24 protein-coding genes are annotated in these 26,740 nt (G+C 59.9%); 7 read left to right on the top strand and 17 right to left on the bottom strand.

Annotated features, from left to right (window positions below):
* Positions 1-48 precede the first annotated feature (48 nt).
* Positions 49-3,867, top strand: coding sequence for a YobI family P-loop NTPase (locus AC1AWK_RS02980; RefSeq protein WP_476569565.1), 3,819 nt, complete (start codon positions 49-51; stop codon positions 3,865-3,867).
* Positions 3,868-4,206: 339 nt separating this feature from the next.
* On the top strand, positions 4,207-4,560 hold the full coding sequence (locus AC1AWK_RS02975) for a hypothetical protein (RefSeq protein ID WP_476567998.1): 354 nt from the start codon (positions 4,207-4,209) through the stop codon (positions 4,558-4,560).
* A 3-nt stretch (positions 4,561-4,563) separates the two neighbouring features.
* Here AC1AWK_RS02975 and AC1AWK_RS02970 read toward each other — a convergent pair whose 3' ends face one another.
* The 16 genes from AC1AWK_RS02970 to AC1AWK_RS02895 all read right to left on the bottom strand — a co-directional run bounded on the left by AC1AWK_RS02970 (position 4,564) and on the right by AC1AWK_RS02895 (position 21,523).
* Positions 4,564-5,283, bottom strand: a complete 720-nt coding sequence (locus tag AC1AWK_RS02970; protein ID WP_476569563.1) for a TlyA family RNA methyltransferase — start codon at positions 5,281-5,283, stop codon at positions 4,564-4,566.
* A 25-nt stretch (positions 5,284-5,308) separates the two neighbouring features.
* Positions 5,309-5,689: a hypothetical protein gene (locus AC1AWK_RS02965; RefSeq protein ID WP_476567996.1), complete on the bottom strand. Its 381-nt coding sequence runs from the start codon at positions 5,687-5,689 to the stop codon at positions 5,309-5,311.
* A 38-nt stretch (positions 5,690-5,727) separates the two neighbouring features.
* Positions 5,728-6,783, bottom strand: coding sequence for an HAD-IIA family hydrolase (locus tag AC1AWK_RS02960; protein WP_476567994.1), 1,056 nt, complete (start codon positions 6,781-6,783; stop codon positions 5,728-5,730).
* 111 nt (positions 6,784-6,894) lie between these two features.
* Complete coding sequence (locus AC1AWK_RS02955) at positions 6,895-8,583, bottom strand: tetratricopeptide repeat protein (RefSeq protein WP_476567992.1); 1,689 nt, start codon at positions 8,581-8,583, stop codon at positions 6,895-6,897.
* A gap of 135 nt (positions 8,584-8,718) precedes the next feature.
* On the bottom strand, positions 8,719-10,041 hold the full coding sequence (tyrS, locus tag AC1AWK_RS02950) for a tyrosine--tRNA ligase (protein ID WP_476567990.1): 1,323 nt from the start codon (positions 10,039-10,041) through the stop codon (positions 8,719-8,721).
* A 142-nt stretch (positions 10,042-10,183) separates the two neighbouring features.
* Complete coding sequence (locus AC1AWK_RS02945; RefSeq protein WP_476567988.1) at positions 10,184-10,963, bottom strand: putative ABC transporter permease; 780 nt, start codon at positions 10,961-10,963, stop codon at positions 10,184-10,186.
* Positions 10,960-11,526 (bottom strand): HD domain-containing protein, encoded by a 567-nt coding sequence (locus tag AC1AWK_RS02940; protein WP_476567986.1) that lies wholly within the window; start codon positions 11,524-11,526, stop codon positions 10,960-10,962. The genes AC1AWK_RS02945 and AC1AWK_RS02940 overlap by 4 nt, the downstream gene beginning before the upstream one ends.
* A gap of 109 nt (positions 11,527-11,635) precedes the next feature.
* Positions 11,636-13,123 carry an argininosuccinate lyase gene (gene argH / locus AC1AWK_RS02935; protein ID WP_476567984.1) on the bottom strand — a complete coding sequence of 496 codons (1,488 nt, stop codon included), beginning with the start codon at positions 13,121-13,123 and terminating at the stop codon, positions 11,636-11,638.
* A gap of 26 nt (positions 13,124-13,149) precedes the next feature.
* Positions 13,150-14,388, bottom strand: coding sequence for an argininosuccinate synthase (locus AC1AWK_RS02930; protein WP_476567982.1), 1,239 nt, complete (start codon positions 14,386-14,388; stop codon positions 13,150-13,152).
* A 150-nt stretch (positions 14,389-14,538) separates the two neighbouring features.
* The gene (locus AC1AWK_RS02925; protein ID WP_476567980.1) at positions 14,539-15,078 is read right to left on the bottom strand and encodes an arginine repressor; all 540 of its coding nucleotides are present in this window, start codon (positions 15,076-15,078) and stop codon (positions 14,539-14,541) included.
* On the bottom strand, positions 15,075-16,040 hold the full coding sequence (argF, locus tag AC1AWK_RS02920) for an ornithine carbamoyltransferase (protein ID WP_476567978.1): 966 nt from the start codon (positions 16,038-16,040) through the stop codon (positions 15,075-15,077). The genes AC1AWK_RS02925 and argF overlap by 4 nt, the downstream gene beginning before the upstream one ends.
* Before the next feature lie 89 nt (positions 16,041-16,129).
* Positions 16,130-17,392 (bottom strand): acetylornithine transaminase, encoded by a 1,263-nt coding sequence (locus AC1AWK_RS02915; RefSeq protein ID WP_476569561.1) that lies wholly within the window; start codon positions 17,390-17,392, stop codon positions 16,130-16,132.
* A gap of 4 nt (positions 17,393-17,396) precedes the next feature.
* The gene (gene argB, locus AC1AWK_RS02910) at positions 17,397-18,344 is read right to left on the bottom strand and encodes an acetylglutamate kinase (protein ID WP_476567976.1); all 948 of its coding nucleotides are present in this window, start codon (positions 18,342-18,344) and stop codon (positions 17,397-17,399) included.
* Between the two features lie 58 nt (positions 18,345-18,402).
* Positions 18,403-19,572 (bottom strand): bifunctional glutamate N-acetyltransferase/amino-acid acetyltransferase ArgJ, encoded by a 1,170-nt coding sequence (argJ, locus tag AC1AWK_RS02905; RefSeq protein ID WP_476567974.1) that lies wholly within the window; start codon positions 19,570-19,572, stop codon positions 18,403-18,405.
* Positions 19,569-20,657, bottom strand: a complete 1,089-nt coding sequence (argC, locus tag AC1AWK_RS02900) for an N-acetyl-gamma-glutamyl-phosphate reductase (RefSeq protein ID WP_476567973.1) — start codon at positions 20,655-20,657, stop codon at positions 19,569-19,571. The genes argJ and argC overlap by 4 nt, the downstream gene beginning before the upstream one ends.
* Positions 20,658-20,779: 122 nt before the next feature.
* Positions 20,780-21,523 (bottom strand): hypothetical protein, encoded by a 744-nt coding sequence (locus AC1AWK_RS02895; RefSeq protein WP_476569710.1) that lies wholly within the window; start codon positions 21,521-21,523, stop codon positions 20,780-20,782.
* A gap of 261 nt (positions 21,524-21,784) precedes the next feature.
* Between AC1AWK_RS02895 and AC1AWK_RS02890 the strand changes: the two genes are divergently transcribed.
* The 5 genes from AC1AWK_RS02890 (at position 21,785) to AC1AWK_RS02870 (ending at position 25,357) form a co-directional block, all read left to right on the top strand.
* Positions 21,785-22,054, top strand: coding sequence for a type II toxin-antitoxin system RelB/DinJ family antitoxin (locus tag AC1AWK_RS02890; protein ID WP_476567971.1), 270 nt, complete (start codon positions 21,785-21,787; stop codon positions 22,052-22,054).
* Positions 22,054-22,350, top strand: coding sequence for a type II toxin-antitoxin system RelE/ParE family toxin (locus AC1AWK_RS02885; protein WP_476567969.1), 297 nt, complete (start codon positions 22,054-22,056; stop codon positions 22,348-22,350). Before AC1AWK_RS02890 ends, AC1AWK_RS02885 begins: the two co-directional genes overlap by 1 nt.
* 108 nt (positions 22,351-22,458) lie before the next feature.
* On the top strand, positions 22,459-23,571 hold the full coding sequence (locus AC1AWK_RS02880; protein WP_476567967.1) for a hypothetical protein: 1,113 nt from the start codon (positions 22,459-22,461) through the stop codon (positions 23,569-23,571).
* The gene (locus tag AC1AWK_RS02875; RefSeq protein WP_476567965.1) at positions 23,568-24,287 is read left to right on the top strand and encodes an ABC transporter ATP-binding protein; all 720 of its coding nucleotides are present in this window, start codon (positions 23,568-23,570) and stop codon (positions 24,285-24,287) included. The genes AC1AWK_RS02880 and AC1AWK_RS02875 overlap by 4 nt, the downstream gene beginning before the upstream one ends.
* Positions 24,284-25,357 (top strand): hypothetical protein, encoded by a 1,074-nt coding sequence (locus tag AC1AWK_RS02870; RefSeq protein ID WP_476567963.1) that lies wholly within the window; start codon positions 24,284-24,286, stop codon positions 25,355-25,357. The genes AC1AWK_RS02875 and AC1AWK_RS02870 overlap by 4 nt, the downstream gene beginning before the upstream one ends.
* A gap of 37 nt (positions 25,358-25,394) precedes the next feature.
* Here the strand turns inward: AC1AWK_RS02870 and AC1AWK_RS02865 are convergent, their stop codons facing one another.
* Positions 25,395-26,648 carry an MFS transporter gene (locus AC1AWK_RS02865; protein WP_476567961.1) on the bottom strand — a complete coding sequence of 418 codons (1,254 nt, stop codon included), beginning with the start codon at positions 26,646-26,648 and terminating at the stop codon, positions 25,395-25,397.
* Positions 26,649-26,740 lie beyond the last annotated feature (92 nt).

The following is a 26,740-nucleotide window of genomic DNA, read 5'->3' as shown; positions in this document are numbered from 1 at the left end:
TCAACCAGCCATATTTCCTTGTAATGGTAAAATACTACGTTGAATGCAATGCTCTTGGGGAATGTCGACAGACCTATGCTCGCTCCAGATGCTCCAAGAAACCACGACGAGGAACCTGCCCCAGGTAGTTCCACAATTTGGGAGTTCGATTTGTCAAACGAGGAAAAGTCCAACCTATTACCCCTTCACCCCAGAGAGTTGTCAGACGAAGAGTTTTCTCTATATGAAACAGAGTTCGAGAAGGTTCTGAATGATCCTCTCTGCAGGAATATCGCTCTTTCCGGACCCTACGGAGCTGGAAAGAGCTCCGTCATGGAAAAGGTTAAGCATAGGCAGCAAGCCGCCAAAGAAAAATGGATCACCATTTCGCTCGCCACTTTCGCAGGAGTAAACAACGAGGAGAACTCCGTCGAAACGGAAATTCTCAGACAAATGGTGCATAAGATCGGCACATCCTTAGCTCCGAAGAGTGGGCTCCGCAAATTAAGTGATCACAAACCCGTCATGGACGTATTCATAGCCGCTTTAATCTTGACGTTCATTCTCCTCACCGTATACCTTCCGAAATTCTCGGGCAAACTATTTTCCTTCCAAGCTTCTTACTTGGAATACCTAGCTTTTTCAGCATGGTTATCCATAGCAGGTGTTGGCCTATATCAGCTTGTACGAACGAACGTGATTTCGAAAATCGTCAGACGGGTCAAGATTTTTGAAGCGGAATTTGACGTTGCCCCTTCGGATTCAGACTCTCCTTATGAGCGCTCTGCAGACGAAATCGTATATTTACTCAATGCATCCAAAGTGGATGCCGTTATTTTCGAAGACCTCGACAGGTTTGATTCGCTAGCAATTTTTGAGAGGATGCGGAACTTAAATGCGTTGGCGAATGATTCGAGGTTCAGCGACGAGAGAATGAAGAAATCCCGCGGAAAAACGTCCAAGCCTCTGAAGTTCTTTTTTCTGGTACGCGACGGGTTATTCGAGAACCCTCATGATCGAACAAAATTCTTCGATTTCGTTATCCCGGTCGTCCCTTATGTCGACACAGACAGCGCATTGGACATTTTCCGAAATGCCCTTAATGGGGTTGGCATTACCGTTGACGAGGGTTTTCTTTATCAACTTTCTTCCTACATTGATGACCCTAGAATCATCCACAGCATCGCCAATGAGGCATATCATTATAAGAAAGCTCTGTTTCAAAGCCGATCTTTCACTGACAGCGATTCCCAACGCCTGGTGGCACTGCTTTCATACAAAGCATTCTTCCCAAGAGACTTCGAGTTACTTCAAGTAGGGCGAGGATACTTGCATGAGGTACTGAATGGCAAACATAGACTTATTGGCAAATTAATAGAAAACCACGATAACGAACAAGTAAAGCTACGAGAGGAGCTGACAAACATAACGCAACAGGCCAAAGTAAGCAAAGACGAGCTTCTATGTATATTCGGCCTACCGAAACTCGGAAGCATAAGCTGCTTAGCCAATCAATTCAGCGATCCAAAAACCTTCAACCCTCATACTTTTATAGAAAAGGCCGAACAAGACGACGATGATCGCCAAACACTCGAAGACATCCAGGAAAGCCTGGAGGAGAACGAAGGCTACAAACAACGGCTTATGGAAATCACAGGCGACGAAAATCGTAGGAGCAACGTTATTCTCAAACGCCTAAAAGAACTCGCAACAAAAACCGAAATCATCCGGTCGATGACCATCAAACAGCTTATTGACGAGCTCCCGGATGCAGATACACTGTTCAAGTTTACGGACGAATATATCAAACGTAAAGAGGATTTCGAAGAACTCTCGATGGCGTCTGTCATCAGCAGCCCCTCTTTCCCAATGCTACGTTTTCTGGTCTCGTCGGGGTATATCGACGAATCCTATCGACGGTATACCAGCAACTTCTATTCCGATACACTTTGCGCCGAAGACGATGATTTCCTTTCCAGCATCAAGCAAGCCACGTCAATCGATTTATCATATAAGCCTAAAGCGCCAGCCGAAATCGTACGACGGATGAGTCCTGAGATGTTTACCCGCAAAAGCAGTCGAAACCCTTGGCTCATATGCACTCTTCTCAACAGCAAAGATGAGAAAAAAATTGATGCGTTCATGAAGTCCGTCAGACAATCTGGCGGTATTCGCTATCTCGCGCAATTCATCGACTCAGAACAGTTCACTCCTAAAATCTTCCCACTCATACCGCGTTACTTCAATAATCCCGTTGCAGAACTGCTTAGCGACGAAAACATATCAGCACAACAGAAACGGTGCTTTTGCAAGTACTGTCTTGTCATCGAAAGCGCAAACTCCCTGGCTGAAACAGAGAATAGTATTTTTGTGGAGTATATCAATTCAGACCCCCTCTTCCTGGAGAATGACCAACGTTTCAACGATACGGAAATCGAAGAAGGACTTCGCCGCTCTGGCTATCGCGCCAAAGCCATCGACTTCCATGTAGCAAACACCACACTGTTAAAATTCGTTTATGACAACCATCTTTTCATGCCTAAAGCTTCAATCATTGACGGCTATTTGGGCCTCGAATTTGAAGTGAATCAGAGTATGGACCGAGGTACCTTGGTAACTGAGGCATTGAAACTTTCAGATGGCCCCATTGCAGACGTCATTTCCGAAAATATAGCATATTTCATCTCTAGCGTTGTCGAAGGATCCAAAACTTCACTCAAAGATACGCCTAAAACCGTGATTGACGTTTTGAACAATAAAACCATTCAAAAAGAAACCGCCGAAAAGTATATAAACTTACTGAGCAATATTGAAATAGCAAATATCTCTCAAGTCACTTCGCCCATTTACAAAAACGCCTTACTGGCTGCCCAACTTGTCAAATGCAATGCCAAAAATATTATATCGTTCTACCGCGCTGCGGAAAAATCCATCTCCGATGACCTCGCTAAGCTAATCGAGTCAAAGGGGCTGCCCTCCGACATGAAACAAGAATGCGATGAGACAGGCATAGACTATATTGATATCATCAGCAAGCTCATCAAGAACAATGCCATATCGGCAAACACCAAGAAAACAATTTTAGCTAGCTGTGGTGTAACGTTCTCCTCCTTCGATATTGAAATACTCGATGACGAAACAATAAAAGCGATGATCGAAACCAGAACCATCGAGATGAACACCGATATGCTAAACAAATTCAGGAAGCATTGCCCCCGCCTAAAACTCGATTACATCCTCTCCGCAATGGATGATTTTCTTCTCCTGATTACGTCCGACTCTTCCAAGGAAGCCGAAACAGAAATCGAAGAAGACGAGCTCTCCGGCGTGTTGGGATCAAACATCGATACCCAACAGAAACTCATTGCGCTGAATTGCTTCAACGATGTGGTATCCCCCGCTATAAACTACGCTTCTGAAATCAACACAGCGATAATTACCAATCATTTCAGCTTGGATGACATCAACAATCTTTATCGGCTGTACGAAGGCGCGCCGGAAGAATTGAAGGACCAAATCTCCAAGATATTTGTGGCAAATGACGAAACAGTCATAAGCGATGGTGTTGAGTTTGGCGTTGACCTGCTCCTCAATTGCTTGAAATACACAAAGGAGGACAGAGAAAAAAGCCTAGGCCTCCTTGCGTGGTACTTCAAAAAACATAAAGGCCAGATCAACAGAACCGAGGTCACAAAATGCTTTGAAACTGCGGAGATGCCAGACTACGTGAAGCTCATGCACGGCCCCATGTCCATGATTCCCGAATCAGATCCTGATGATGAAATGCTCTATGCTCTAGCTGCGCTTGGGATGTGCGGAACAGTATCGGACAACGTCAACGCTGAACAACGGAGAAAAGTACATTCAAGAGGACACAAGCGCAAGTGAATAAGATAACCGACATGCATGCTCTGATGACATTCAACACGAAGTACATTGTGTCTTATTCATCGAATTTCTTTTGAACAAAAGGGAAAATATTCATAGAATGTAATGCCTTGCTCAGACAATATGAATTTCATGATTGAGAAGTGGATTTATTCAAAAAAGCAATGATAAAAATTGTTGCGATAGGCTTTATAAACGCCTACGCAAAATCATTGACACCAGAATCATATCCTTTTGCAATAACACTGATACGTAAGCATCAGCAAACGTTGAAAAAGGGCAGGGGTAAGCCCGATGGCATAGGCTGCGCTCGAATGCCGCGCACGTAAGGAGGATACCATGAGCAAGGAGGAACTGGACGATCTGCTGTCCATCGACGCGAACATCCGCATGGACGCGGAACGGATACTCTTCGCGCTCGAACAAGCGCCCGACGGCTTCACCACCACGTACCGGCAAGCCGACGCCGAGATCGGCCGGGCGGCCGACATGGATTTCCATTACCTGTTCGACCTGGGCACCGCGCTCATGCTCCTGTGCGAAAACCACGGCCTCAAACTCGACGCAAGCCGCCACGACGGCTTGATCGAAGGACTGCCGTTCCACCTCGACTACGACGTGTGGCACCGCAACAACGCCGCCACCAACGGAATGTTCGACGACGAAGTTTCGCCGCAAACCGTTGCAGAGTAGCCGCTACGCGCGTGCGCAAAGCAAGTATTCCGCATTGCCGTGCGTGCCTTCGATTGGCGAAGGTTCCACGCCCACCACCGTCAGGCCATGCTCGCGGGCGCACGCCACCACGCGCCGTACCGCCTCGTCGCGCAACGTCTCGTCGTCCACCACGCCACCTTTGCCCAACCGTCCTTTGCCGACCTCGAACTGCGGTTTGATCAGCAGCACCACGTCTGCACCCGGGGCGGCAATATCGGCGATCACCGGAATCACATACGTGAGCGAAATGAACGACACGTCAGACACCACGACTTGCGGCCGGAATGGCAGCGTTTGCGCCGTCACCTCACGAATGTTCACGCCGCTCATATCCGTCACGCGTTCGTCAGCCGCAATCCGCGGCGCCAACTGGCCATGGCCCACGTCCAACGCCACCACCGCACGCGCTCCCTGACGCAACAGCACATCGCAAAAACCACCTGTGGATGCGCCGATATCCAAGCACTGCCGTCCTTGCGCACTGCGCAAACCCCGATCGGCAAACGCCACAAACGCCCCCACCAGCTTGAGCGCGCCACGCGACACATAATCCTCACCCTGATCGGCCACCAGCACGGCGCCATCATCCACCACCATCGACGGCTTGCGCACCACCACGCCATCCACGCTTACCGCGCCTTCACGAATCAACCGTTGCGCCCGCGTGCGCGTCGCAACCAGGCCACGCGCCACCAATGCCATATCCAACCGCACGATGCGCAACCTTTCAGTCTTCGCGCTTCAACGCATCCAACGTGCGCTGCATATCCTGCAACACCCCTTGCAATACGTCGCCATACCGTTCGTCCAACGCCACTGCCAGCGCCGGGTGCTCGCCTTGCTCCGAGGAAGGCTCGCAAGCCTGTGCAGCAAAGTCAGAAGGTGCAGACGAGTCAGCCAAGTCAGGTGATTCAGACGAGTCGGGCGAGTCGGGGCCGGATGAGGACGACGACTTGTGGGCCGTCGCGGCATCCAACACATCCAGCAATGGGGCAAGCTGCGGATATTGCTCCCGCACCGACGCAGTCGCGTCCAAGGTCTGATCCTTGCTTGCAGCGCCGTCTGCGCTTTCATCCGCCGTGTTTGGCAAGCCCGATACGTCCGTCATCGTCACTCCTACCCCACAAGCCGTTGCCGGTATTCGTTTTACTGGTTCTTTACCGGTTCGCCGTCATGCTCAGTCAGCGTATCCGCAAACTGCGGCAATACGTCGAGCGACACACCATGATCCGCAGCATCCCAAGCCGCCATGCAAGCCGCACGCAATCCGTCCACGTGCTCCACATCCGACACCTGCAGCACGCCGTCGCTTACCCACGCACGCGCCTGACGGCACTGCCACGCCTCGCCATCGCGCACCACCGCAGGATGGGGCGTCAGCAAACCACGCAAATCAGCCGCCATATACGTGGGGCGCAACGCCTCGCCGGCCGTCATCAGTTGCCGCGCATCCGCCACACCTGTCAACACCACCAATGACGCATATCCGCCGCGCGAACCCGCTTCGATATCCGTATCCAGACGATCGCCGATCGCCAAGCAATCCTGCACCGCCACCGGCTCTGCCCCATCGCGGGCCGCCAGCAGACGAGCCTCATCATACATAGCCGATTCAGGCTTGCCCGCCGACGACACCGGCTCGACACCAGTCGCATTCATCACGGCCTGGATCATCGAACCACAACCCGGCGCAATGCCATGCTCGCGCGGAATCGTCAGATCGCGATTCGTCACCAAATACACAGCCCCGCGCTCCACCGCATACGCAGCCTGCGCCATATCGCTCCACGTCATCATCGGATGCCAGCCCTGAATCACCGCTTGAGGATCATCATTCACCTCATGCACCACGCGCAAGCCCTGACGTTCCACCTCTTCGCACAGGTGCTCAGCGCCCACCACCAACACATTGGCACCGGCAGGCACATGGCGGGCCACCATACGCGCCGCCACCACCGACGACGTAATCACCTGCCACGGCTCCACCTGCAGCCCGAAACCACATAGCTGTTCGGCCACCACCGCCTGCCGCCTCGACGAATTATTCGTCGTATATTCCATCGTCATGCCGTGCGCCTGCGCCTGCTGGATGCTGGACACCGCGTGTTCCACCGCGACCTTGCCGCGATACACCACTCCGTCCAAATCCAGCAATGCCAAACGATATGCCTGACTCAACGGATTATGCGTGGACTGCAACATATATGCCCCTTATTGTGCCGCCCGAACATTCGCCTTCCGGGCTTCAATTGCCATCACTATGCAACTGACCGCCGGTCCCTCAGGGCAACGGCGGTCAGCCATCAGTGTCATTTACTCGCGTTCGGCATCTGCCTGCGCGATTTGCACGTCTTCCTCGTCGGACTCATCAGCGTCATCAGCGTTACCGGACGCTTCCGTTTCTGCCGAATCGGCGGACTCCTCCTCAGCAGCGCCGTCATGCTCGTCAGCATTGGCTTCGTCGGAAGTATCGACTTCATCGAAGGCCTCAGAAGCGCCAACCTCGGCATCCGCTTCGCCTTCCCCGTCAAGGTTGGCATCCTCGTCTTCGTCAACCTCGTCTTCCGGAGCGTACTGCGCGTCCTCAGGGGTAATGCCGATCTCCTCGAGCACATCCTCCGTCATGTGCTGCAAATCGTAGTCGATGATGATCTCCTCATCGGATTCATCCTCATCCACATCCGCATATTGCAGCTCCAAACGCTCCAACAACGGTTCGAGCGCCAACGCCTTGCCGCTTTGACCGCTCTCCTCAAGGAAATACTGCTCCGCTTGGATCGCACGCATGCGATACGCGCCCGGCAGACCCTTGGAACGGCCCAACACATGGACGATCTCCACGGCCTTGTCCCACATCTGCAAGTCGCCCAACGCGCCCGCATACACGAGGAACATTTCCGCCTTGCCTTCGCCGCGCAGCTGCGAAGCCTCCGGCGAAAGCGCAATCTCAATGGCTTTCTTTGGCTCCTCCATGCCACGCTCGCAATCCGCGATGAACGGCAGATAATCCAGGAAACCATTCATACGATACGCGGTACGCAGCTCACGGGCGGCCAACTTGTAATCGCCTTGACGATAAGCAATGAAACCAAGCGTTTCCCGCGCAAAATCAATGCGAGAAGCCTGGCGTGCCGCCCACTTGGCATGGGCCAACGCATTCTGCGGATCGCTTTCTTCCACGGCAAACGCCGCCAAAATATGCAAACCGATATTCTCCGCATGCTCCTTGGACAGGCCACGCAAACGCTCACGCTCATCCTTCGACAGCATGGACCATTCCATGCCCTTGGGCATCTTCGGCTCATCAGGGCGACGATGCGTATACGGATTTTGCGACGGGAACGAAATCGTGCCGTCAGAATTCATACGCGGCTTGGACAGATACGCCTGGCGCTTTTCCTCGCGATAATTGCGATGCTCGCCGCGATCATGCGACTCGGCACGCTCGGCGAACTCCTGACGCGACTGACGCGGCTCACGAGTATCGCGCGAATCACGACGATCATCACGCTGATAGCGACGCTCGCCATAGCCGCCGCTACGGCCTTGGCCGCCACGACCGCCGCGATCGTCACGACGGAAGGAACGACGCTCACTGTCGCCACGACGATCATCACGCTGTCCACGATGCTCGCCGAAACGACCATCCTTGCGGAACTTGCCTCCCTCTTGCTGAGCGCGCCCGCCACGGTATCCTCCGCGCGCTCCATCGCGACGACCGCCCTGGCCATCGCGATGGAAGGAACGACGCTCCTGACCATCCTCGCGACGCTCCTCAAAACGACGAGCACCATCATGCTTGCGATACCCTTCGCGCGCGCCGCCGCGACGATCCTCGAACGAACCGCCATCACGCTTGCCGAACGGCTTATGCCCACGCTCGGAACGACCGAACGACTTGCCGCCATCACGGCCACGCGGCTTGAAGCCCTTGCCGCCACGACCGCCCGGCTTACGCGAACCGAACGACTTGCCGTGCGACCCCTGATGTTCTTGTGCCATGCAGTTTCCTTACCTCGCTAAGCCCGGTATTTACGCGACCTAACGAACCTCTCTTACCTGTATCGGACCACATTGATAGTCCGATGATACTACTAGGACGGCGAGCGCCACACGAGCGGTACGCCGTCCCACCGTCTACTGTTTTGCCACGACGCCCAACGCCTTCTTGCCGCGACGCATCACCACGAAACGTCCAGTCAGGAAGTCGTCTTCAGTCAGCAGCTGTTCCACGTCCTGCACGCGAACATTGTTCACATACACGCCGCCCGACTGAATCGTCTTGCGCGCTTCCGAAATGGACTTGAACAAGCCGGCATCCACTCCGGCCTGCACCACGCGATCGCCGGCCTGCGCCTGCGCGAACACGCGCGAGCCATCCGACGTCGCGACCTTCAAGCCTTCCAACGCCGCTTCCAGTGTGGACTCGTCGATATCCGCCAGATCGGCGCCACGGCCGAACAATGCCGAAGCCGCGTCAATCGCCTGCTGGGTGGCATGCTCGCCGTGCACGAAGCTTGTCACTTCCCATGCCAAGGTGCGCTGGGCTTCGCGAGCGCCCGGATCAAGCCGTGTCTGCTCGACCAGTCGTTCGATCTGCGCCTTGGGTAGGAACGTAAACGCGCGCAGCAGTTTGTCCATCTCGCCGTCGGGCTGGTTGAACCAGAACTGGTAGAACTTGTACGGGCTGAGCATCGAGCCATCGATCCACAGCGCGTTGCCTTCGGATTTGCCGAATTTCTTACCCTGGCTGTCGGTAATGATCGGACTGGTGAACGCATGTACCGAAGCTCCACGCACCTTACGGATCAAATCTGCTCCGCTGGTCAGGTTGCCCCACTGATCCGAGCCGCCCAACTGCAGCGAACAGCCGTACTCGTCAAACAAATGCAGGAAATCATTGCCCTGCAGCACCTGATAGCTGAACTCGGTGAAGGAAATGCCCTCTTCGGAGTTCAAGCGACGTGCCACAGTATCCTTGGCCAACATGGTGCCCAAGCGGAAATGTTTGCCGACGTCACGCAGGAAGTCAATCACCGACATGGACGCCGTCCAATCGTAGTTCGATACGAAGCGTGCCGGGTTGTCGCCTTCGGTCTGCAGGATCGTACCGATCTGCGCGCGCAGACGATCGGCCCATCCGGCAACCACGTCCTTCGGATTCAGCGTGCGCTCCCCCGACTGGCGCGGGTCGCCAATCAAACCGGTGGCGCCGCCCACCAAGGCAATGGGATGATGGCCGGCGGCCTGCAAATGCCGCATGTTGATAAGCTGCACCAAGTTGCCGATGTGCAACGACGCGGCAGTCGGATCGAAGCCGCAATAATACGTCAAAGGTTCCCCGTTCAACGCCTCTGCAAGCTGTTGCGCATCCGTAGACTGCGAAATCAACCCGCGCCAAGTCAACTCTTCATATAAGGAAGCGAAACCAGCCTCCTGAAAATTCGTGACATGAGCCATGTCTTCAGCTTCTTCCTACCTAATAGCAAACGGGGATAATACGCTCATATGAGCATTACCCAGTGTCGCAGGACGCAACGACACCAAAGGCAGGGCGAAACGGGGGGATCCCAACCGCATGCCGCCATACGTACATCCTGCTTTATGGCTTGCGCCGCAACGCCTCGCGTAGCATGGTCATCACACGTTCGCGCCCCTTCATCTGCATACGGGGAAACGAAGCGATCATACGACGTTGCTGGTTATTCAACGCCGTGCGCGCCGCCGCACGCAGACGGGCCTTTGCCTGTTGGGAAGACAACACCCACGACTGTATCCGCTCTTCGGCGCCGTCACGTCCCTCTTGCAACGACACCTCCGCACGCTGCGCGTAGGCCTGTACGGCACGCCACAGCGCGGATACATCGGCATCGAAATGCATCATACCCAACACCGTCACCGCGGTATCAACCGCCAATATCGCCAACAATACTAGCGCCGCAGATGCACGAACCGAAGCAGGAATCGACAGCGTCAACCCCACCACCCACGGCTCCACCGCCGTGATCGCTACGCCGCCAAGACCGAAAATCAATGCGCCCAAAGCACACACACGCCCCTGGATATTGAATCGAAAATGCGAATAATCCCACCATCGCGCATGAAACATCAATTCCATCACCCATGACGTGATATATTCCAGCACGCTCGCTCCTAACGCGGACGCCACAAACACCACCCAAAGATTGCGCAATGAGCCGAGCAACAGCATCGCCAACACAGCTCCCACACCATAGATAGGACATACCGGACCGTTGAGGAAACCACGATTCACCCACCGGCGTTCCTTCACCGACACCAACACCGATTCATACACCCAACCGATCATGCTATAGGCAACAAACCACAATATCGGCATATCCCAAGTCAAATTCACTATCATTGCATCCATCCCCCACGCGCACGCCAACGCCCATCGCCATGCGCGCGCGATGCCAGCCGGCGACGCCGCCGAAGCACCGCGGGATGGCCGGCGTCGAAACGACGCAGCGAACAGGTTTCGGCCGTAGCGCTCAACTTATCCGCCACCGTCACTATATACCCTTCGACATAGCGTGGCGGAATCGGCGTGAGCGGAAACATATGCCGGTGAATGCTATCACGCTCCACTTCGTTCAAAACGAAGTCATCCAACGCATTGTTCATTGCAGTCCGGCCGTGAGTAAACCCATGCCAACGATGGGTGCCGTTATCCCAGTCATGCCAGTCGTACAGGAAATAATCATGCAGCAACGCGGCGCGCACCACCGCACGGATATCCACGCGACGCCACAATCGGCAACGGTCAACCAGCCATACGGCAAGGCAGGCCACGCGAATCGAATGCGCGAACGTCGTCACCACGCCATGCTGATAGCAGGCGCGTTCGATATCCATACGCTCATGGGCGATGATATCGCCCCCATGATGCTGCACCACACGGCGAATGGCATTGCGACTGAGCATGTCTCCTCCCGTCGTGGTCGGCCGCCTATCTTCGATGGTACACGCCATTGCGGCACCATGCGATAAGCGGCCCACACAACACGCCACCCCAACGCGGCGGCAGGCAGATCTATGCCAGCGATCCGGACGGGCGATACGCCTGCCCATCGCTCGTGGTTTCTGCAAACTGACGCAGCGACGCCATCGTGCGCTCCGCCTGCGCCAACTGTTCGCGCACACGCTCGGGAGCCGTGCCGCCCTTGCCGCGGCGGGCCGCCACCGAACCATGTACCGACAGCACCTGGCGAACCTGAGGCGCCAATTGCACGTCAAGGAACTGGGCGAACGTCGTGACGAAATCCTCGTCGCTCAAATCCCACAACTCCACACCGCGCCGCTCCGCGAGTTTGACGCATGCGCCGGAAAGCTCATGTGCATGACGGAACGGCACACCCTGACACACCAGCCATTCGGCAATATCCGTAGCCAAGGCAAAGCCCATCGGCGCCTGGCGTTCCAGCCGGTCGAAATCGAACGACATGGTCGCCACCATGCCAGTAAACGCCGGCAGCAATACCTCCAAGGTGTCCACTTGGTCGAATACGGCTTCCTTGTCTTCCTGCAAATCGCGTGCGTACGCGGTCGGCAAGCCCTTCAGCGTCGCCAGCAATCCCGTAAGGTCGCCGATCAGACGACCTGCCTTGCCCCGGGCCAATTCGGCGATGTCCGGATTCTTCTTCTGCGGCATGATGGACGAGCCCGTGGAATACGCGTCGTCAAGACGAACGAACCCGAACTCCTGCGTGTTCCAAATGATGATCTCCTCCGACAGGCGGGACACATCCACGCCAATCATCGCCATCGCAAAGGAGAACTCAGCCACCACATCACGCGAAGCCGTGCCGTCGATGGAATTATCAGTCACCGCGTCGAACCCAAGTTCACGCGCCACCGACTCCGGATCGAGACCCAGCGTATTGCCCGCCAAGGCTCCCGAACCGTACGGACTGACGTTCGCACGCGCATCCCAATCCACCAAGCGCTGCACATCACGCAACAGCGGCCAGGCATGAGCCATCAGCTGATGCGCCACCAATACCGGCTGGGCATGCTGCAAATGCGTACGCCCCGGCATCACGGCATCGCCGGCCTGGCGTGACTGCTGCGCCAAAGCTTCGACAAGTTCCAGTACCAACGACGCGATATGCCTGGCGTGACGGCGTAGCCACATGCGAATCAGCGTGGCAATCTGATCGTTGCGCGAACGGCCCGCACGCAGCTTGCCGCCCAGCTCGTCGCCGGCAATGGCCAGCAGTCCACGCTCCAACGCCGTGGCTTCGTCCTCGTCATCCTCCACCGGCGCGAAGGATCCGTCATCGACACGACGCTGCAACTCATCCAATGCCGCTTCCATGCGCGATAGCTCGTCGTCGCTTAACAACCCGGCACGGCCCAACGCACGGGCATGCGCCCGAGAACCGGCAATATCGTCATCCGCCAACCGCCAGTCAAACTGCGTGGACTTGGATAGTTTGGCCAATGCCGGCGAGGGGCCGGACGAAAAGCGGCCTCCCCATAATGCGAGATGCTCATTGGCCTCATGCGATGCAGCGTTCATTACGTTCTCCTTCACCACAGCAACGGTTACGCCACGGCGTTATCCGGCACCTCGATGCCGTTGCCGAACTTGACGTCACGGGCCGCCGCCACGCGGCTGGGCAGACCGTAGATCTCGATGAAACCATTGGAAGCGTTCTGATCGAAGCTATCGCCCGAATCGTAGGTCGCCAGATTGTAGTCATACAGCGACGTGTCGGAACGACGTCCGGTGACCACCGCACGACCGCCATGCAGCACCATGCGAATTTCGCCGGACACATACTGCTGGGTCTCCTCGATGAAGGCGTTCAGCGAACGTACTGCCGGCGAGAACCACTGCGCGTCGTACACCAGCTCGCCCCAACGCTTGTCGATGTCACGCTTGATGCGGTGCTGCTCGCGCTCCAGGCAGCAGTTCTCCAGCTCCTGATGGGCCGTGATCAGCGCGATGGCGCCCGGGCACTCGTACAGCTCGCGCGACTTGATGCCGACCAAACGGTCTTCGATCAGGTCGATGCGGCCGATGCCCTGCGCGCCGGCACGGCGGTTCATCTCTTCGATCGCCTGCAGCGGCGTCACCTCACGGCCGTCGATCTTGACGGGAATGCCCTGCTTGAATTCGATGACAACCTCGTCCTGCGCCGGCGGGAACGCCGGATCGTCGGTGTAGGCGTAGCAATCCTTGGTCGGACCGTTCCACGGGTCCTCAAGGAATCCGGTCTCGATGGCACGTCCCCACACGTTCTGGTCGATGGAATACGGGCTCTTCTCCGTCTGCACGATGGGCAGCTTATGCTCATTGGCATAGGCAATTTCCACGTCACGGGTCAGCGACAGGTCACGAATCGGGCTGATGGCCTTCAACGTGGGGTCGATGGATTGGATGGACACTTCAAACCGCACCTGATCGTTGCCCTTGCCGGTGCAGCCGTGCGCGATGGTATCGGCGCCGAACTGATGCGCGGCACGCACCAAATGCTTGGTGATCAACGGACGGGAAATGGCGGACACCAGCGGGTACACGCCTTCGTACATGGCGTTGGCCTTCAAGGCCATCATGCAGTATTCATTGGCGAATTCGTCACGCGCGTCCACCACATAGGATTCCACCGCGCCGCATGCCAGCGCACGCTCCTTGATGGTCTCCAGGCTTTCGCCGCCCTGGCCTACGTCCAGCGACACGGCGACGACATCCTTCCCGGTGCGATCCTTCAAATACGGGATGGCCACGGAGGTGTCCAGACCTCCCGAATACGCCAAGACAATGCGGTTCTGCTCGCTCATCATCGTCCTTTCTGACAATCAATGCTTCATAAGAATATACAGAGTTATGCATAATTATGCAATACGATATGCGCCACGGCGTGTTCGCCCATATGATGACGAATGCAAGGCGGGCCGCATATCAACAATCGCGGACCGCCCTACCTGCGCCTACGCCGATTGCTGGTTCTTGGAAGCGATCTGCACCAACCAGCGGCACCGGTACTGCGCAGACTCATCATCGGCGCACACCACCATCACCGTGTCGTCGCCCGCAATGGTGCCCAGCACACCCTCCAAAGGCTGCTTGTCCACCACGCTCGCCACATATTGCGCCGCGCCGGAAGGCGTATGCACCACCACCAGATTGCGCGCCGCGGCAACCGACGTGACCAACCCCGACAGCACCCGCGACATCTGCTGTTCGGCCCGCTGCGTCGCCGAACCATCGCCCGAGCCGACGCCAGCGGCAGCAGCATCCCCCACCGTATACGCGATGGTGCCATCCTGCAGCCGTGTTTTGGTGGCCTGCAGCTCATCCAAATCACGGCTCAACGTCGCCTGCGTCACCTCAATTCCCTCATCGGCAAGAATCTGCGACAGCTGCGATTGCGAGGTGATGATATGCGTGAGCAACACCTGCTCGACCATGCTCAACCGCGCGGCGCGCGTAGAAGGACGCTGCGGAGAGGCGAAATCAGACTCACTCATGACAACAACCCCTCATCGCCGCGCTGCCAGCCAACCAGCCATGTCAGCAACGCCTTCTGCGCATGCAGGCGGTTTTCGGCCTCATCCCATACCACCGACTGCGGGCCGTCGATCACCGACACGGTCACCTCCTTGCCGCGATACGCCGGCAGGCAATGCTGGAACAAGGCGTCGGACTTGGCCAGCGCCATCAACTCATCATTGACCTGATACGGCCAGAACGGCTTGGAACGAATCGCATACTGATCTTCCTCGCCCATGGACACCCACGTATCGGTAAACACGCAATCAGCGCCTTGCACCGCTTCGCGCGCATCGGTCGTCACGGTAATCGAACCACCCGTCTGCGCGGCGATCCGACGCGCATCCTCCACAATGTCGGGACGGGGCAAATACCCCTGAGGGCCAGCCACACGCACATGCATGCCGGCGGTGGCACCGCCCAGCAAATACGAATTCGACATATTGTTCGCCGCATCGCCCAAGTATGCGATCGTGCTGCCGGCCAACGCCTCCACACCGCCACGATGCTGTGCCATCGTGAGAAAATCCGCCAAAATCTGGCACGGATGGAAGTCATCCGTCAACGCATTCACCACCGGAACCGTGGCATACTGAGCCATCTGCTCGACGCGGCTCTGCTCGAACGTACGCCACACAATGCCATACGCCATGCGTGTGAGCACCCGCGCCGTATCCGGCACCGGCTCGCCGCGACCAAGCTGAGATCCTTCCTTGTCGATCACCAGCGGATAGCCGCCCAACTCCGCCACGCCAATCGAAAAACTCGACCGTGTCCTCGTGCTGGGCTTATCGAACAGCACCGCCACCGCCTGGGGGCCGGCGAACGGCTGGTGATAGAAGCGATCCTCGCGGAACTTCATGCCCAAACGCAGAATCTGCAGCTGCTCCTCGTGAGTCACATCATCGTCGCGCAACATATGTCGCAATTGACCGTCCATGTACGCCTCCTTACGGTCAGTATCGGCCCGCGACGCGAGCCCTTGTCGTTATCTCACATCCACATCGCCCGCCCGGGCGACCATCGCCATCAGTCATCGGGCAGATCGACCGGCATCTGCGCCAGCAGCCGCACCGCCTCATCCACCTCGTCGTCGGACACAATCAACGCCGGCGCCAACCGCAGCGCGTCCGGCGCCACCGCATTGACGATAAGGCCATGCTCCAACGCCCACTCCGCAGCCGCATGCGCGCACGGATGAGCCAACGCCACCGCATTGAGCAATCCCGCACCGCGCACCGCATCGAACAGCGGATTGCCGCACGCCATCAGCGCCGCACGCAATTGCTCGCCGCGCCGCATGGCATTACCCACCAAGCCATCGCGTTCGATAACCCGAATCGTAGCCAACGCCGCGGCCGCCGCCAACGGGTTGCCGGCAAATGTGGAGCCATGCGAGCCAGGCGTAAACAACGCACACAGTCGCTCACCGAAACCAATCATGCCGCCAATGGGGAAACCACCGCCCACGCCCTTGGCAAACGTCACGATATCAGGCGTCACCCCGCCGGAAAGCGCCTCGTCCTGGAATGCGAACCACGAACCGGTACGACCAATGCCGGTCTGCACCTCGTCCACAATCAACAAGGCGCGGTACTCATCGCACAACGCACGCGCTTCGCGCACGAAATCGGCGCCCACCGGACGCACTCCTGCCTCGCCCTGAATCAGTTCCATCATGACAGCCGCCACCGGGCCGTCCGTATCCTGACGCGCAAACGCCGCACGCAACGCCTCCACATCGCCTGCCTCAACGAACTCGCAGCCCGACAGCAACGGCATAAACGGCTCACGGATGGCAGGCTTCCACGTCACGCTCAACGCGCCCAGAGTCCGGCCATGGAAGCCATGCGTCAACGCAATCACCCGAGCGGGCCGATCCGGCCACACGGATCGTCCATACAGGCGAGCCAATTTCAACGCGGCCTCGTTCGCCTCGGCACCGGAATTGCCGAAATACACCTTCGACCCTTCAGGAGCGCCGGACAGGCGCACCAGTTCGGCAGCCAACTCAATCTGCGGCTCAGTGGCGAAATAATTGCTCACATGCGCCACACGAGCGGCCTGATCGCTCACCGCACGCACCCAATCAGGATGCGCGTATCCCAAAGCATTCACCGCAATTCCCGCAAGGAAATCCAGGTATTCATTGCCGTCGACATCCCAAATACGGCAGCCCTGACCATGATCCATCACGCGCAACGGCGTGCCGAACACCTGCATATGGACACGCCCATATTCGCCAAGCCAGCGCTGGTCGCTTTGTCCAAGCACGCACTGCTCGCCGTTCATCCGCTCACTGTTCATAAGCACTCCTCATCTCCATACCATCCTCGGGAACCACCATGGTGCCGATACCATTCGAGGTGAAAATCTCCGTCAAAATCGAATGTGGTTGCCGGCCGTCGATAATGTGCGCCTGCGGCACGCCACCATCAAGGGCACGCACGCACGCCTCCATCTTGGGGCGCATGCCGCTTTCCAAATCCGGCAGCATATCGCGCAGATTCTCCACACCAATCGACCCAATCAACGAATTGCGGTCAGGCCAATCCGCATACAATCCGTCAACGTCCGTCAAAATCACGAGTTTGCGAGCGCCCAAAGCACATGCCAAGGCCGCAGCGGCCGAATCGGCATTCACATTCAGCACTTGCGTGGCATCCTCCTCGTCCGGAGCCACCGACGACACCACCGGAATACGGCCGGCGGCAATCAAATCCTCAACCGCGGAAGCATCCACGCTCACCACATCGCCGACCAAGCCAATATCCGTAGGGCTGCCATCGATCATGGGCATGCGCTGCGCCGCCGAGAACAAGCCGCCATCCTCACCGGACAGTCCCACGGCAAACGGCCCGTGCGCATTAATCAAGCCCACCAGTTCGCGAGATACCTTGCCGGTAAGCACCATGCGCACCACGTCCATCGCCTCGGGCGTCGTGACGCGAAGCCCACCACGGAACTGCGATTCAATGCCCAACGCATCCAGCATGTGGGAAATCTGCGGCCCGCCGCCATGTACCACCACCGGATGCAATCCCACCTGTCGCAGGAACACCATATCCTGCGCAAAACACGCCTGCAGCCGCTCATCGACCATCGCATTGCCGCCGTATTTGATGACAATGCGCTGACCGGCGAACTCCTCCAGCCACGGCAGAGCCTCCACCAACACTTCGGCCTTCTGCGCCGCATCCAAACTATGCACGTCGAGATGATGTCCAGGACCATGCAATGACATTCCTGTTCCTTCTTTCACTACCATCCGAGCCCAGTCGCCGCCCGCAACGCGCAGACGGTCACGATTCGTAATCCGCGTTGATATGCACGTATTCGTGCGTCAGGTCATCGGTCCATACCGTCGCCTGCGCCTCGCCGGCATGCAAATCAACCACAATGGACACTTCCCGCGGCGTCATATCCACCTCACTGCGGTCAACGCCGGTGCCGCCCCCGCGGCAGATCATCACGCCGTTGACGCTCATATCCACTTCGTTCGGCTCAAACGGCGCCACCGAGGCGGGCACCGTACCCAGCGAGCTGACGATACGACCCCAATTCGGATCGTTGCCGCTAATGGCGCATTTGAGCAGATTCGAAGCCGCAATCGCCCGACCGCATGCCAACGCCGCGTCCTCACTGGACGCCGAACGCACCTCAATGCGCACGTCATGGCTCGCGCCCTCGCCGTCACCGATAATCTGCCGTGCCAAATCGGCGCACGCACGCTGCACCAACTGCGCGAACTGCTCGGCATCCGGCTCCACACCGGAAGCCCCCGACGCCAACAACAGCACCGTATCGTTGGTGGACATGCAGCCATCCACATCAATGCGATTGAACGACATCTCCACCCCGCGCGACAACGCGGCCTGCAGCTGCCCCGCGGAAACCACCGCATCCGTAGTAATCACGCAAAGCATGGTCGCCAACTGCGGGGCAATCATGCCCGAACCCTTCACCATGCCTCCGATGCGGTAGCCCTCACCTTCCAGACATACCGTCTTGGGCTTGGTATCCGTCGTCATAATCGCCAACGATGCATCCACACCCGCCTGCGGTTCGGCGGACAACGCCGCATAGGCGTTCTGCACGCCAGCCAACACCCGCTCCAACGGCAGCAGCTCGCCGATCAGGCCAGTGGAGCACACGCCTATCTCGTCGCACGGGCAACCCAACAGCTCGGCCACCTGCTGCGCGGTGCGCTCCGACTGCTCATACCCCGCTCGGCCGGTACATGCGTTCGCGCCTCCGGAATTGAGCACCACCGCCGCCAGTCGACCATCGGCCACCGCCTTGCGAGTCCACTGCACCGGGGCCGCGCAGAAACGATTTGCGGTAAACACACCCGCAGCCGCACGCGCCGGTCCCTGATTCACCACCAACGCGACGTCCTTCTTATCCGGCGTCGCGGAAATGCCGGCACGCACGCCGGCCGCTACGAATCCTTGAGCAAACGTTACACTCACGGTGCCACTCCAATCGTCGTCAATCCTTGATCTTCCGGCAATCCCAACGCGATGTTCATCGACTGGACCGCCTGACCAGCCGTACCACGGTTAAGGTTGTCAATAGCCGCAAACGCCAACAGGCGGCCCGCCTTGCGATCGGCCACCACCTGCAGGTGCGCCGCGTTGCTGCCAGTCACGTTGCCCGTCGCCGGCAGCACGCCCTCGGGCTGCATCACCATAAATCGCTCGCCGGCGTACGTATCCAGCCACACCTGACGAATCTCGGCATCGCTCATGCCTTTCGCCCGATTCGTCATCCGAGCGCTGACCACCGCCATGATGCCGCGCGGCATCGGGGCCAGCACCGGCGTGAAACTCACCGCAAGCGTGTTGTCGCATATATTGGCACCAGCCGCATGGGCAAAATTCTGCACCATTTCGGGAATATGGCGATGAGAGCCGCCCACGCCATACGCCACGGCGGAACCCATCGCTTCGGCGGCCAACAGATTCGCGCGCTTCAAGCTCTTGCCCGCACCTGAATAGCCCACTACGGCATCGGCCACCATATCGTCAGTTTCCACCAACCCGGCGGCAACGCCAGGCTGCATGGCCAACGTCACCGCGGTGACGTTGCACCCAGGCCCTGCGATACGATGCGCCCCACGCAACGCCTCGCGCTGACGATGCAGCGAACCATCCGCCGCGCACGTCAGCAGTTCGGGCATGCCATACGTCCACGGCTCATAAAAATCGCCACCGTAATATGCGTCCCAATCGGCGCGGTTTTCCAAACGATGATCAGCCCCCAAATCGATGACCAAGGCTGATGGATCAAGCTGCGCGGCCAACGCACCCGACGCTCCATGCGGCAACGCCAGCACCACGACATCGTGACCATTAAGCTCCTGCGGCGTCGTATCACGAACCACCATGTCAGCCAACTGAGGGATGTGCGGCATATGTCGCGCCGTCGATTCCCCCACGGAGGCATGGCCCGTCACGCACGTCACCTCACAGTCGGGATGCGTCGCCAGGATACGCAGCATCTCCCCGCCCGCATATCCGGTAGCCCCCGCCACCGCCACTGTATATTTCGCCACGACACCACACTTTCTCACCGCGACGTCGCCGCCGCGCCTGATATGTCATACGGCATCTATTTTATACATAACTATGCATAATTATGCATAGCGTGTCGTGGGGCATCAACGAGGATGCGCGGCTATCCGACGTTCAGGCCGTCGAGGTCGAGGGAGACGACGCCGTTGGCGGCCCTGCAGGCGATGACGGCCGGGTCGTCCGAATCGTACGCGGTGTCGGGCTTTTCGCCGGGCTCGTGGTGCATCTCGGCCTGCTGGTCGTTCTGGTAGTCCCGCACGGTGTACGACTTGGGCACCAGGCCGGCGCGCTTGAGGCAGTCGACCGCGCCGGTGCTGTGGTCGGCGTACAGGTTCGGGTTGCCGACCTGCGCCTCGTAGAACTTCTCGATCGGGTCCCGGTAGCGTTCGCTGCACGCGGTGAACGTCACGTCGTCGTTCGCCTCGTTGTCGTTCGCCTCGCCTTCGACGACGGCCTCCTCCTGGATGAGGCCGTTGGACAGGGTCTTGGTGGGGTGCGGGGTGATGCCCGCGTCGGTCAGGCATGTCCGGTACGCGTCCCACGCGGCCTTGTACTGTCCGGCGCTGATGCTGCCGGTCTGTCCGGCCTTGCGCAGGACGGCGCGCTGTTCGGGCGCGATCTTGCCCTTGTACTCGCGCAGCAGCTGGTCGGCGTAGTCCTGCATGGAGGACGCGATCCTGGTGCCGTCCGCGGTAGGGTCGTCGTCCATCGAGGACCGCCCGCCGCACGCGCCCGCCTGGCACACGAGCGCCAACGCGGCCATGCCGGCCACGATCCTTGCGGCCGCGCGCAAGGCGGCCTCGACTGCATGCGCGCGCGTATGCGTATGGTTGGCGTTTCCCGTCATGACGCTCCTCCGCCTCGTCCTTGAGGCCGCCGCCCGTCGCGGCGGAACCGTACCCGTTCATCGTATCCCACAAGCACGCCCGCGGACGGGATTCGGCACGGCCCGGCGAGTCGCACGTCACGCATAGCGACCCTTCAGATACCAACCGCCTGCCATCACCGGCTAGACGCAATACATCAGCGTTCAATGGTGTTACAATGATCATACACATGCATGCCAATGTTCGGCAATCTTTATACCGAAGACGAGGAGTGGTTGGTAATGACGATGACATCGGTCACTGTCCGGGTGGACGAAGACACAAAACGCAAGGCATCCTCGATCGCCGAAGATCTGGGATTCGACCTGTCCAGCGTGACGCGAGCCTTTTACCGTCAAATCGTGCGCGAGCGGAGAATCCCCCTGGCATTGTCATATCCATCCCTGCCCACCGAAACCACCGAAGCGTTGGACGAGGCACAACGGATTGCCAGCGCGGGAACCGCGCGATTCGGTTCGGCCGATGAAATGTTCGATTCACTGGGAATCTGATGCTGCGGGCGGAATATACGAAGGCCTTTGAGCGAGATATCAAACGGCTCACCAGACGCCACGCGAACGTTACCGAACTCAAGGAAGTCATACGACTGGTATTGGAAGATACCGAAGATTCCAAAGCCGTGCTACGTCGCCGCCACCGCGCGCATATGCTTACCGGCAACCTCTCCGGCGTAATGGAATGTCACGTCGGCAATGCGGCAGACTGGCTTGCCATCTGGATTCGCAAGGATGACGTCGCCGTATTCATGCGCACGGGCAGCCACGATGATCTGTTCGGCGGAAGGTGATTCCTCCACATAGCTCGGCGAGTCAACACGGCCGCTTGGGTTGCGGATGTTACGATGTGTGGCAGCGGGAGGGCGACGGGGCCCGCCCGGTTCCAGGAAGGAACCGTCATGGACGAATCGACGAACGATCCCGGGGACAAGTTGCCGCGCGTGCGGCGCGCGGGCGTGTCGGCCGCGTGGCAGTGGGGCGCGTTGGCGGTGGTGTTGGGCGCGTGCCTGACGGCCGGCGCGTGCGCGTTGTGGATGCCGGACCGGGCTCCGGACCTGTTGGCGCGGGCGGAGGCGTCGACCAGCGCGCCGGTGTCGGTGGAGGAGTATGACGGGGCGCGGCAGGTCACGGTGGTGCCGTCCGTGTCCGCGAGCGTGCCGTTGACGGGCAACGCGACCGGCACCGTCACGGCCGTGTGGGCCGACGGCACGCTGCGTTCGGGCCGGCGCGCGTACGCGGTCGACGCCGCCCCGGTCGTCGCGTTGGCCACGCAGACGCCTCCGTACCGCGATCTGGCCGTGGGCGACCGGGGCGCGGACGCGCTGGCGTTGAACGGCGAGCTGGCCCGTCTGGGATACGACGCGGATCCGGACAGCGACGCGTACAGCGCGCGCACCCAGGCCGCGTGGTCCCGTCTGATGCGCGACAACGGGGCCGAAGCGCCGTCGGGGTTCCGCATGGCGGACGTGCTGTGGATCCCCTCGGCCGAGACCGTCGCCGGCGAGTGGAGCGCGCTCACCGGCACGCCGGTGTCGGCGGGCGCCCAGGTCGGGGTCGCCGCGGGCCGGCTGGCGTCCCTGTCGATCAAGGGCGGCCAGGCGTCCGACCGGGACCGCGTCCTGACGGTCCTGTCGCACAGCGTGGACCTGCCCGCCGGGACGGTCGAGGTCGACGATGCCCGGTTCCTCGCGGCCGTGGCCGGCGAGGAGGAGTACCGGCGGCTCGACGCCGCCGCGCTGGCCGCGGGCATCGGCGCGAGCGTGGCGTTGAAAGAGCCCACGCGCGTGCTGCGCGTGCCGGTGGGCGCGTTGGCGCGCGCCGGGGACGGCGCGTGCATGGTGCCCCTCGACGGGCGGGAACGGGGCAAGGCGCTGCGCGTGACGATCGTGGATTCCGCGCTGGGCGCGAGCCTGGTCAGGCCGGCCGACGGCGGCGATCCTCCCGAGATGTCCCGGGCCGCGGCGGGAAGCGCGCTCGAGCAGGGTCCGTGCGCGGGGACGGACGGGCGATGAGGCTCGCGGCAAGCGGGCTCGACCACCGTTTCGCGGGCACCGACGTATTGTTCCGCGGGCTCGACCTCGACCTGCGCGAGGGCACCACGACCGCGGTGTGCGGTCCCAGCGGCAGCGGCAAGTCGACGCTGCTGTCCATCCTCGCGGGCTGGGAGCGTCCCTGGCGCGGCACGATCGAACGCGAGGGGATCGAACGCACCGGCTGGGTGTTCCAGAATCCCTACGGCACGCCCGAGAGAACCGCCCTCGACCACGTCGCGCTGCCCCTGCTCGCCAAGGGCATGACCCGCCGGCAGGCCGAACCGCGCGCGTTGGACGCGATGGCCCTGTTCGGCCTGGCGCGCGCGGCGGGCCGGCGCTTCCGCGACCTGTCCGGCGGCGAGGCCCAGCGGCTCATGCTCGCGCGCGCGATCTGCTCGCGTCCCGACCTGCTGCTCGTGGACGAGCCGACCGCGCAGCTCGACACCCGCACCGCGCACACCGTCAACCGCACCCTGCGCAACCTCGCCGGACAGGGCATGATCGTCGTGGTCGCCACCCACGACCCCGACACGCGCGACGCGTGCGACGCGACCATCGACCTGGCCCTGTACGCCCCGGACGCGCCCGACATGCCAGGCACGCCCGACGCCACCGACACGCCCGGCGCGGCAAACACACCCGACCCGCCGGACACGCCGGACGGGTCCGCCATCGCACGGGAGGCGACGCCATGAGACCATCGGCGATACTCTCCGAAGCGTCGCGAAACCTCGCGTCCGGGGCCGCGCGCGCCGCCATGCTCGCGCTGGCGTTCGTCGCCGCCGCGACCCTGCTCGCCGGATACGCGACCGCGGACACCCTGGCCATCGAACGCGAGGCCGCCCAGCGCATCCGGGCCGGCGCGGACATCACCGCGATCGCCGCCGACCGCATCGACCCGGCCGCCTGCGACGCCCTGTCCGACCCGGGCAACGGGCCCGACCAGTCCGGAGCCCTGCGCCCCGCCGACCCGCTCACCCCGGCCGTCACGCCCGGACACTCCGTCGACGCGTACGAGGCCACCCCCGGCTTCCTCGCCCTGCTCGCCTCGCAAACGCGCGACGCCCGGCCCGACACCAACGGCGCATGGCTCAGCGCCGACCTCGCGGCCGACCTCGCCGTCTCCCCGGGCGACACCCTCGACACGGACGACGGCCCCGTACGCGTGGCCGGCACCTACCAATGGCCCAACGACGGACGCGACACCCGGCTCGCCTACGCCGCCGTCATCCCCGCCGACACCGGAACCTTCCAGGAATGCTGGGCCCGGCGCTGGCCCGCCTCCGACGACACCGAAACGCTCCTGCGCGCCGCCCTGGCAGCCGACGCCGACCCGGAGAAAACCGCCGTCGCGTCCATCAACGGCACGTACGACTCACGCTACGACCCCAACCGCGAATACCACGACAGGACCACACGGCACATGCCCCTCGTCGCGCTCGCGCTCGGAGCGGCGCTCGGAACCGCCGCCACCCTGCGACGCCGCCTCGGACACGCCGCCGCCCTGCACGTGGGCGTGCCCAGGACCGCCCTCGCCCTGCAGACCGCGGCCGAAACCATCGCCTGGACCGTTCCCGCATGGATCGCCACGTGCGCGCTGCTGACCGCCGCAAGCCTGCGACTCAGCCAATCGGACCCCGCCGCGATGCTCGCGGACGCCCTGCGCACGCCCACCACGCTCATGGCCGGCACCATCGCCGCGGCCGTCCTGACCACGCTAGCCACCCGCGAGAACCGGCTCTTGCGCTACTTCAAAAACCGATGAACACCCACACGCACCACAAACCGCAGCAAACCGCGACCTAGAGCGTGACGGTATCCCACATAGCGACACCGGGAATGTCTTTGATTCTGGAACACAACGCGACCACAACGCTCAATCCCGAGAACAACACCGTCACCAGAACAACGAGCACAAAACCATTGTCACATTGCAGCAACGGCCCGACAAACGCCGGTGTGACCGCGCTCGCGAGACCAACGGACGTCTCGAACACCGCCGAAGCCCTCCCCTGCATGTCGTCCGGAGTCTTGCCAAACAAGAAACCATACAGCGCGGCGTTCAGCGCAGGCACCGGCAACCCCGTCAGGGAAATGGCCACCAGCAGATACGGAAATGAGCTGCGCAACAGCAACGGCACGCAACACACCGTCGTAAACGCCAGACACACCACAATCAGCAACCCCGTACGTACCCGCTCGACCAGCCGAACCGCGACAACGGAACCCACGAACGCACTCACACCCATGCCCGTATTGATCAAACCAATCAGCACAGAACTGGTCCCCGCGGCCGCCAACATTATCCGCGAACCCGTCAGCAACATCACGAACGATACGTTCACCAACGCCCCGACCAGCATCGCGGACAGAAAAATCGGCCTGCGGGAACACCAACACCACCCCTGCCACACATGCCGCACGAACGTCGACACCACGCCCGGGCAAGACCCGTCGCCGCCCTGCGGCCGCCCGCCACTGTCCGGACGGGCCACATGGATCGGAATCGCCGCGAACGCACTCACCACATACGAGAACGAAGACGCCACGAACAGCGCGGCCCCCGACAATCCGTACAGCACGCCACTGACCAATCCGCCTGAAAGATCCAACGCCGCCTCGCGGCTTTCCCGAACCGCCTGGGCGCCCGCGAACAACCGCTCCGGGATCAACGACTTGAGCATCGCATCATTAGAGCCCCCAAGCAAACCCGTGCACACACCGAACAAGATAACCAGCACGCTCAGTGCCGCGACGCTCGGCCGAACCCACAACGACAAAGCCGTCACCAAAGACAGCGCGCACCCCGCGAACCCAAGCGAATACATCATCTTTCTTCTGTCCAGCAAATCGACGAGCCCGCCGCCTATCGGGGTAAGCAGCATGACAAGCGTGGATTCCACCGCCGTAAGCACCCCGGCCACGCTCTCCGAACCCGATATCTCGAAAGCGACCAAAGGAATCGCAAAAGCCCTCATACTTTTTGCAAGTGCCTCCGCGGTATCGGAAACAAACCACGTCCTATAGTTCGCGATACGCCACAACGAACCACCCATCAGTCCCCCTGCCACATCCGCAGAACACTTACCCCTACGGTATTCCTTCACATATTGCAGAATTCTAACACACCGAAGACTATGCAAAACAG

It is taken from the genome of Bifidobacterium sp. LH_491 (genome assembly GCF_056356495.1).
This window is presented reverse-complemented; position numbering and strand designations above follow the sequence as displayed.